At 35.8% G+C, this 8400-nt stretch carries 8 protein-coding genes and 1 tRNA gene; 3 read left to right on the top strand and 6 right to left on the bottom strand.

Annotation, left to right across the window (positions count from 1 at the left end):
* The first annotated feature begins 57 nt into the window (after positions 1-57).
* A tRNA-Ser gene (locus tag IJF99_RS05820) sits at positions 58-141 on the top strand.
* Positions 142-158: 17 nt separating this feature from the next.
* Here the strand turns inward: IJF99_RS05820 and cobK are convergent.
* From cobK to IJF99_RS05805, 3 genes are read right to left on the bottom strand one after another with little or no spacing between them, the layout of a single operon-like run.
* Positions 159-944, bottom strand: a complete 786-nt coding sequence (cobK, locus tag IJF99_RS05815) for a precorrin-6A reductase (protein WP_292793017.1) — start codon at positions 942-944, stop codon at positions 159-161.
* The gene (locus IJF99_RS05810; RefSeq protein ID WP_292793014.1) at positions 941-3349 is read right to left on the bottom strand and encodes a calcium-translocating P-type ATPase, PMCA-type; all 2409 of its coding nucleotides are present in this window, start codon (positions 3347-3349) and stop codon (positions 941-943) included. The genes cobK and IJF99_RS05810 overlap by 4 nt, the downstream gene beginning before the upstream one ends.
* Before the next feature lie 4 nt (positions 3350-3353).
* Positions 3354-3743: a UPF0146 family protein gene (locus tag IJF99_RS05805; protein WP_292793012.1), complete on the bottom strand. Its 390-nt coding sequence runs from the start codon at positions 3741-3743 to the stop codon at positions 3354-3356.
* A gap of 71 nt (positions 3744-3814) precedes the next feature.
* Between IJF99_RS05805 and rimI the strand changes: the two genes are divergently transcribed.
* Entirely contained in the window at positions 3815-4267 is a 453-nt protein-coding gene (rimI, locus tag IJF99_RS05800; protein WP_292793010.1) for a ribosomal protein S18-alanine N-acetyltransferase, read from the top strand.
* Here rimI and IJF99_RS05795 read toward each other — a convergent pair.
* Complete coding sequence (locus IJF99_RS05795) at positions 4241-4759, bottom strand: zinc ribbon domain-containing protein (RefSeq protein WP_292793008.1); 519 nt, start codon at positions 4757-4759, stop codon at positions 4241-4243. The two genes, rimI and IJF99_RS05795, sit on opposite strands and share 27 nt — an antisense overlap.
* 82 nt (positions 4760-4841) lie before the next feature.
* On the opposite strand from IJF99_RS05795, the gene IJF99_RS05790 reads away from it, so the two are divergent.
* The gene (locus IJF99_RS05790; RefSeq protein ID WP_292793006.1) at positions 4842-5810 is read left to right on the top strand and encodes a hypothetical protein; all 969 of its coding nucleotides are present in this window, start codon (positions 4842-4844) and stop codon (positions 5808-5810) included.
* Here IJF99_RS05790 and dusB read toward each other — a convergent pair.
* Both dusB and IJF99_RS05780 read right to left on the bottom strand, forming a co-directional pair.
* Entirely contained in the window at positions 5799-6776 is a 978-nt protein-coding gene (gene dusB, locus IJF99_RS05785; protein WP_292793004.1) for a tRNA dihydrouridine synthase DusB, read from the bottom strand. The two genes, IJF99_RS05790 and dusB, sit on opposite strands and share 12 nt — an antisense overlap.
* Positions 6777-6847: 71 nt before the next feature.
* Positions 6848-8191, bottom strand: coding sequence for an IS4 family transposase (locus IJF99_RS05780; RefSeq protein ID WP_292793002.1), 1344 nt, complete (start codon positions 8189-8191; stop codon positions 6848-6850).
* Positions 8192-8400: the final 209 nt, after the last annotated feature.

Here is an 8400-nt window from a genome sequence, read left to right as displayed (position 1 = left end):
TTGAAATTGAACTTAAAGGATAAATATTTAGAATCCTTCTAAATATTCCTTTCATATGCCGAGATAGTCTAGTCTGGTAAGGCGCAGGACTTGAAATCCTGTGAGGTCATCCTCGCCTGGGTTCAAATCCCAGTCTCGGCGTTAACTATCTATTTTTTTTAAAAAAAGTTTTGTAATTTAATATCTAATTCATCAAGGTTAGATACCATATCCTTTTTATTTAAATTATCTATTTCTGGTCTTTTAATCATTATGACTGCAATATCTTTTTGGTTTGCGGCCTGAATTTTTTCAACCACTCCGCCAATGTCGCCGCTTTCTTTGGTAATCATTACGCTGGCATCATATTTTTCTATCAGCTCAAGGTTTTCTTCCAGGCTTGCTGCCCCTTTCATTGGAATAATATGATTTGGATCGACGTTCAGTGACTCGCATTTCTTGATTGAGCTTTCCACTTTCAGGATTCTCGGGTAGAATCTGTCAACCGGAACATGTCTCAAGATATCCTCCATGGTGTTCGCTCCTGCAAAATGCAGCACGTTCCCGTCATCAAATTCGCTTGCTATCAGTTTTCCTGCATCCTCGAATGAGTTTACATAATGAATGTGTGATGTGTCAATGTCTTCAAGGTTTGTGGGAGGTCTTTCAAAGCGAACATAGGCAATATCTAACTCTTCAGCCAAACTTGCGCTTGTCTGTGTGATGTGTTCTGCAAACGGATGTGTCGCATCAATCAGCACATCAAAGTTTTCATCAATAAGAATTTCCTTAATTTCATCTTTTAACAATGGCCTGGCTATTGTATCATCGCTTCCACCCTCTTTTGCAAGCTTTGCACCATATTCTGTAGTGGTGGTTGTCAGGATGTAAGAATCATATTTGTTTTTTATGTGTTCGATTATGTTTATGGAATCTTTGGTTCCGCCAAGCAGGAATATCTTCATTTTATCACTTTACTCATTAGTTTTTCCGATAGGATAATTGTGAAAGACACGATTATAATTATCAACCAGTCAACCAGACCAATCGGTGAGGTTCTAAATATTATCTGTAATTGAGGGATGTATATGATTATCACCTGAAGCACAAATGATATTGCAATTGCCAGATATAAGTATCTGCTTGATTTTTCACTGTTGGCTTTCCGGTTATATGCATTAAATAACTGATACATCACAAATAATGTGAATGCGACTGTCATTGCCTTTTTTTCGGAAGAAATGCTCATCTCATACCAGAATACTATAATTGTCCCAATGGCCATTACCAATCCTGTAAGCAATATTTCAATCATTGTTTTTCTTGTTAGAATATCTCCACTTTCCGGTGGGCGATGCATTACATCCCTTTCAGCCCCTTCAATACCTAATGTTTGGGCGGGAGGGCCGTCCATCACAATATTTAGCCATAATAGCTGCACAGGGTTAAATGGCAGTGGCAATGACAAGATGGATGTTCCAATTATTGTCAAGATGGCGCCGACGTTTGTTGATACCTGGAATTTCACAAATCTTTTGATGTTGTCATATATTTTGCGCCCTTCACGCACGGCAGTTACAATTGTTGAAAAGTCATTGTTCTGCAAGATCATATCTGCGGATTCTTTTGCAACATCGGTACCATCACCCATTGCAACACCAATTGATGCCTTTTTAAGTGCAGGAGCATCGTTTACACCGTCACCTGTCATTGCAACAATGTTGTCGGATGCTTTCAGGGCTTCTACAATTTTCATTTTTTGCGCAGGTTTTACTCTTGCATAGACTTGTATGTCTCCTGATATTTCATAATATTCTTCCAAGGTAATCTTTTCCAGTTCATCTCCGGTAATTACTCGGCCGGTTGTCAGAATTCCCAATTCCTTTGCAATTGCACGTGCGGTTTTTTCATGGTCTCCTGTAATCATTTTAACTTTTATGCCGGCATTAATGCAGTCTTCAACCGCTTTTTTTGCATCTTTTTTAGGGGGATCCCTCAGTCCAAGCAATCCGGTGAATGTTAGGTTTTCCTCAGGGTCATCATCGTCATTGAGCTTGTATGCAAAACCGATTACTCTCAGCGCATCACTACTCATTTCATCAATTTTTTTAATTATAATTTCCTTGCTTTTATCATCAATTATTTTGATAGTTCCATCATCATCTATATATTTGCATTTATCTAAAATTATTTCTGGTGCACCTTTTGTTAAAACAATGCTTTTTTCACTGCTTAATCTATGTATAGTACTCATCATTTTACGATTGCTGTCAAGTGGAATCTCATCAAGTCTTTCAAGCTCGATTTCAGCATCGCTGCAGTATTTCAGAATAGCCCCGTCAGTTTGATCGCCGATTATTTCTCCATTGCTTATTTTAGCATTATTGCATAATTTTCCAATCTCAAGGGTTGTTTTTTCATTTGTAAAAAAACTGTCAACAACGCTCATTTTGTTTTCAGTCAATGTGCCGGTTTTGTCACTGCAGATTATGGTACAGGAACCCAAAGTCTCAACAGATAACAGTTTTCTCACAATAGCATCGGATTTTGCCATTTCAGACATTCCCAATGCCAATGTCAATGTCAAAACAGCAGGTAGACCTTCAGGAATCGCTGCAACCGCAAGAGACACTGCAGTCATGAATGTCTCGACAACGGGAATTCCCTTCAGCAGCTCCATAATAAAAATAACAATACAGACAACGATTGCAATTGCGGACAATGTTTTTCCAAGATTTCCCACCTTAACTTTAAGGGGGGTTTCCTCATCGTCTTCCTGCACGATTTCGGCGATTTTCCCGATTTCCGTGTTCATCCCAATGCTTTTCACAATGCCTAGGGCATTGCCTGATAGAATTTGGGAGTCCATATAAACGGCATCATCATTCTGTTTTCTGATAGCTTCTGACTCTCCAGTCAGATGTGACTCGTCACATACCAAATCATTGACTTCAATCAATTTTAAGTCTGCAGGTACCTTAACTCCCTCATCGAGTATTACAATATCTCCAATTGTCAGATTTTCACAGTTGATCTCCCTGACTTCGCCATCCCTTTTAACAACAGCTGTTCCAACCATCAAATCTTTAAGACTTTCCACAGCCTTTCTTGAGCGGTATTCCTGGATAAAGCCCATAATCACATTCAATAAAACCGCCAATAAAATCACGCAGGCGTCAATCACGTCGCCCACGGCATATGCGGCAATTGCAGCTATTATAAGCAAGCCCAGTAAAATATCAATAAACTGGCTGAAAAATAGCAAAATTAGTGGAGTAGGTTTTTTTTCATCAAGTTTATTTAAACCATACTTCTTTTGTCTTTCAATGACTTCTTCTGTTGTTAATCCAGTTTCAAGGGAGTATTCCATCTAATCACTTTAATATAAAAAAACTCGCTTTTCGGAAGTTTTTTAATTTCATTTTAACCTTGCCGGTATTTAAATCTTCGTTTGTCAGGGGCTTGATAATTAATTGGGAGTCAGTTTTTTGAGCCAGCCTAACCAGATAAGGCTGAAGTTCACCTGGAGGCCTTATTGAATAGATGATGTCAACGCCGTCATATAAATCCAGATTAGGATTGGTCACGTCATCTTCAATGACTGTCGAATCCTTTGGCAGGATATCTGTCTTGATCACAGTGATGTTTTCATGTTTTGATAGCTCATCAGAGATCTTATCAAATTTTCCAACGCCGATTTCGGCAATCTTGACCCTTTTTTCTCCAACTTCACTTAAGATATACTCGGCAAAATCGTCCCACATTTTTTTATCCTCAGTTTAATATATCGCAATCAAAACTATTAAATACATTGCTTCTTATAATTTAATTTACTATGTTGGTTCGCAAATTTAATCCAAATGATTTAAAAAGAGTTTATGAAATAGAAAGCATGTCCTTTAACCAATCCTATGGTATTGATATGTTCCAGCAGTTATATGAAATGGGTGTCGGATTTTTAGTTGCCGAAGAGGAAGGTTATGTTATAGGATATGTGATTTTTTGGATTAAATATGAAAATCAGGGCCACATCATATCCATTGCCGTTGACAAGAATTATCGCCGCATGAAAGCTGGAACCCAATTGCTTGTAAAAGCCATTTCAATACTTTCCCTTTTAAGAATTGATGCAATATATCTGGAAGTAAATGAAAACAATACTGAAGCGGTTGAATTTTACAAAACATTTAATTTTAAGATCGACAGGACAGTCCCGGGGTACTATGAAGACGGTGATGGGGCCATAGTAATGTATCTTCCGTTAGATAGAGGTAAGATTTCCCGCTAATATTTGCTGATATTGAGTCATTATGTCTGCAGGAATGTTTCCTGTCGCATAGAATATTGCAATCAGCGCAATATAGAATACAAAAATCGCCAGTTGGATGTGCCCGTGTTTTCGGGCATTCGGGTCTTTCCTGGTTGATAGGTAAATCGCGATAATCAAACCTAAAAGCCCTCCAAGGATTGAGAAGATATAACCAAAAATAATCAGCCAGCTGCTTGTCTTGTTTTTTGTATGGGCAGGTGTGGTTTTACCCACTCTCTTTTCGATAACGATAGGTCCGAAACTGCTGGTTGAGGTTTGCTCAAACTGATTTTTAAAAACTAATGGAGTACCGCATTTAACACAGTAATCTGCTTCTGCAGGATTGTTAAAACCGCATAATGGACATACGCCTCCATTTGCGTCTGTTTTTGAAAATTCACGTCCACATTTATAGCAGAATCCATAAATGTCATCTGATGTGGTACCACATTGAGGGCATCTTCTAATCATATTAAATAATTAATAAAAATTACTTAATAAATGTTTTCAAATTTAGTTAAATATATTTAACTTGCTTAAGATAGAATAATCAATGATTGAAAAAATCGAAATTACCCAGAGATTTAATTTCAAAAGACTTAATCGTCACTACGAATGCTTCACAATCGACCTTGTCAATAAAAATGCCTATTATAAAATTTCCGAAAGAGGCAGCGGGGACAAGTTTCTAACTGAACATTCCATTTGCGATGATTCATGGATTGACATACTGGTTGATTTAAGGCGCAACATGACCAGTAAAATCTATCATTTATCTGATTTGCAGATAGACGAATTTTTACATGATTTTGATAATCTAAACCTATTTGACGGGTTTGTCTCTGAAGATTTCACATATTTCGAAAAAATCGAGCTGGTTTATTCATGCAACGTGATAATCTATTCAACTGATAATTATGAGGAGTACAGCTTTAAAAATAACTTCCCTAAAAATTGGATAGAATTCGGTGAAATCTTAAAAAGGGCATTTGATTTTGATGTGCTGCATCTGAATTATCAAAAGCGTTTGGTAACTCCCCTATATTATGATGTTAGGAAGGATGGAGTTTACTTGGGCAATAAATTGCCTGTTAAAACGATAGAATTCGGACATTACCGGACCTATCCCTATGAGCTTCCAAATCCCCGCTTGATAGTTAATTTCGAGAAGGGCAGGATTGACGGATATATTGATAAGGATTTGACTTTTGAAGATAAAGAGCTAATATTGGAATTATTGGAAATGTATCATGTATATATGTGGATTTTCGATGAATATCACAATAAGTCAAATACGCGTGACCCTGATGATCTGGAAGGCTATGACTGGTATCTGGAAATGGTTTTTGAAGATGACGTCATCTGGCATTTATTTGGTTATAACGACTATCCTGACACTTATGTCCATATTGCCCGTGACATAATGGATATCACCGGAATGGATTTGCTTGAAATAAATACCATTTCGGAAAATGATTTGGAGTTATTTGATAAGTTCGGCGCTGAAAAATTACTTGACTAATTCCACATATTCATCAAGGAGGGCAAATAACTCTTCTTTTGCATTCATCTTAAATATTCTCGGCTTTATCTCAGCGCTTCTCCATTGGCCCTTAAGATAATAGGCAGTATGTGTTCTCATCTTGTGCATTGCGACTTTTTCTGGCCTTATTTCACTTAATAGTTCAGCATGCTTTTTAATCATTTCAATCTTTTCATCCAAACTGACCTTTTCAGGTTCTATTTCATTGTCAAGATAATCGATGCACTGTCTTATCAGCCACGGATTTCCAATCACGCCCCGTCCAAGCATTATCGCATCACAATCAGTTTCATCAATCATCCTTTTTGCATCATAACAGGTGAAGATGTCTCCATTGCCGATAACCGGTATCGATAATGAATCCTTTACCTCTTTGATTATCGACCAGTCGGCCTTTTCACCATATCTCTGCTCTCGGGTACGTGGATGAACAGTTATGGCTGATGCTCCGGCATCTTCAATGATTGCGGAAACTTCCAATGCATTTATGCATGTGCTGTCCCATCCGCTTCTGATTTTGGCAGTAACCGGAACATTGACGGCATCAACGACGGCCTCCACTATTTCGCCTATCTTTTGGGGATTTTTTAAAAGCGCGCTTCCGGCTTTTGACCTTTCTGCGACCTTTGGAACTGGACAGCCCACATTGATGTCAATAATGTCCGGCTTCATATTTTTACAAATGTATTGTGCAGCTATCTTAAAAGATTTTGCCTCGGCTCCGAATATCTGTTGGGAAATTGGCCTTTCGCAATCAGTCATGTAAAGCATCTCCTGTGTCCTTGTATTCTCATACATTATTGCCTTGTCGGACACCATCTCGGTTGATAATAATCCGCAGCCCATTGATTTGGCTATCCTTCTGAATGCGGAATCGCAAATTCCTGCCATCGGTGCCAGGACTACCTGATTGTCAATCTTGACATTTCCAATTTTCCATTTCATAAAAGTCACATTAATTTATAGATTTTTTGCCATTTTTTCCAATGCTGTCAAGCTAAGATTTTCTTGATTTTTTAAAAGCTATCTTGGAGGTTTGATTTGCATTTTTTATGGTAATATTTGATTTTTTCTCTTTCTTCGTTTGTTGGTGGATTTATTTTTGTATATACTAAGTCTTTACTTGCTATGTCGAGTATGTCTTGTATTGCAATGTTTATTTCTTCTTTATCGTCTGTTAGGAGTCTGAACATTTCTTCTTTGATGTTTCCGATGAGTGTGTTGATGTTGGTTTTGTATTTGTATTTGTATTTCGTTGTTTCCTTTGGTTTTCTTGTTATTTGTTGTTCTGCATCGTGTTTGAGTGCTATTAGTACATTGAATAGGTATATGTGGCTGTAGAAGTCTTGTTCGATGATTATTTTCTTTTTTCCTGAGAATTTTTCTATGTGGAGTTTGTTTTTTAATCTGTCATAGTTAGTTTCTATTTTCCATCTGTCGCCGTATAAATGTTTTAATTCTTCTGGTGTTGCTATTTCTTTTGGTAGATTTGTTAATAATGTTTCTATGGTTCCATTTTTTAATTTTACTTTTACAAATCTGACGTTTATGTTGCGTATTTCTTCTGCATATTTTTTGACATCTTCTGAATTGAATTTATCGATTTTTAATTTATTTAATGTAATGCGAAATGTTGCATCATTTATTCTCTTTGTTTCCATTACTGATTGCTTTTTTTTAAATGTTGACTTTTTTGCTCTGATTAGGAAATAAGATTCAAGTTGTATGGTTTTTACCATTAATTCTGTGAAATTATATCCTCTGTCATAGGTTGTTATTGTTTTTTTCAAATCTATTTTGTCTTTTGCATCATCTAAATGTATCATTGCATTTGTTAGTTCATTTACTTTTTTATTTGTTAGATTGGAAGAAATTACGAAGTCCCAATGAGTATCAACCATGCATGAGATTCTTGCTGAGGAGGTATTTTTTTTAGGTTGTGTTTTTTCAGGAATTTCAAATTCTTTTCTTGTTAATTTTGTATTGGGAATTTCTACAATGGAACTATCAATTGCACATACGTGTAATCCTTTGAATGATGCCATTTCGTCCTGGCGAGAGTATATTTTTGAAATAAAACTATCATTCATGTCGATGTAAACTATTGGATCAATAAATTGTCTTTTTTCTGAAATGGCTTGTTTAGTTATTGTAACACCTCTATCATTCAATTCATTTCTTAAAAATCTATTTACTTCAATTGAAGTTGTTTTTTTACGATTACATAAAGGATATTTAATCATTGCCTTCAAACTCAATTTTCCCTTTCGAGTAAAAGCACTTTCACACAATACATATTTTCGTTCAACAAAATTATTAAAATTTCCGAATTCCTCTAAAACAAAATCCTTAAAAAACATGCAAAAACCAACTCCAATTTAACTATAACTAACAATAAATATCTTATATTCTTAAATAAATATTTATAATTAATAATTAATAAAATTAACTATTTATAATACTTAAAATTAGATATAATTAAATTAAAATTAATTAACAAGTAATTAAAATAAATAACGAAAGAATTAGAATAAACAAAGCAAAATACCAATAGAAATACGAAAAAAAT

This window comes from Methanobrevibacter sp., assembly GCF_017406825.1.
In the GTDB taxonomy this organism is placed as follows: domain Archaea; phylum Methanobacteriota; class Methanobacteria; order Methanobacteriales; family Methanobacteriaceae; genus Methanocatella.
This window is presented reverse-complemented; position numbering and strand designations above follow the sequence as displayed.